Raw genomic sequence first — 478 nt, forward strand, 5'->3', positions numbered from 1 at the left:
GTTTCTGCCAGTGCGTGCGCATGAATTCGCGCGGTGACAGCCCGCCGAGGAGTTGCGCCGGATGCCCCGCTGGGAGAGCAGGTTGGACGCCGCCATCGGCAGCGTATAATGGGACTTCGTTCATGGAGTGCGCAATTGAAAATCGCGAAGAATACGGTAGTGTCGGTGGCTTACAAACTGTCCGACGCGCAGGGCAACGTCATCGAGGAATCCGATGAGCCGATGGTGTATTTGCACGGCGGCTATGATGGCACGTTCCCCAAGATCGAGGAAGCGCTGGACGGCCAGGAACAAGGCTTCGAGACCAAGCTGCAGCTCGAACCGGACGACGCTTTCGGTGACTACGATCAAGAGCTGATCAAGATCGAGCCGCGTGATCGCTTTCCGGAACCGCTCGAAGTTGGCATGCAGTTCGAGGGCGTGCCCGAAGATGGCGATGAGGAAGACGCCATCGTCTACACCGTCACCGACGTGGCGG

The 478-nt window shown here is 59.6% G+C and carries 1 protein-coding gene; it reads left to right on the top strand.

Annotation, left to right across the window (positions count from 1 at the left end; translation table 11 throughout):
• Positions 1–135 precede the first annotated feature (135 nt).
• Positions 136–478: peptidylprolyl isomerase (locus D7V77_RS42440; protein WP_120581768.1), on the top strand; the 343-nt coding region annotated here is incomplete at its 3' end.

The sequence above is a fragment of the Corallococcus sp. CA041A genome (assembly GCF_003612075.1).
Taxonomy (GTDB): Bacteria; Myxococcota; Myxococcia; order Myxococcales; family Myxococcaceae; genus Corallococcus; species Corallococcus exiguus.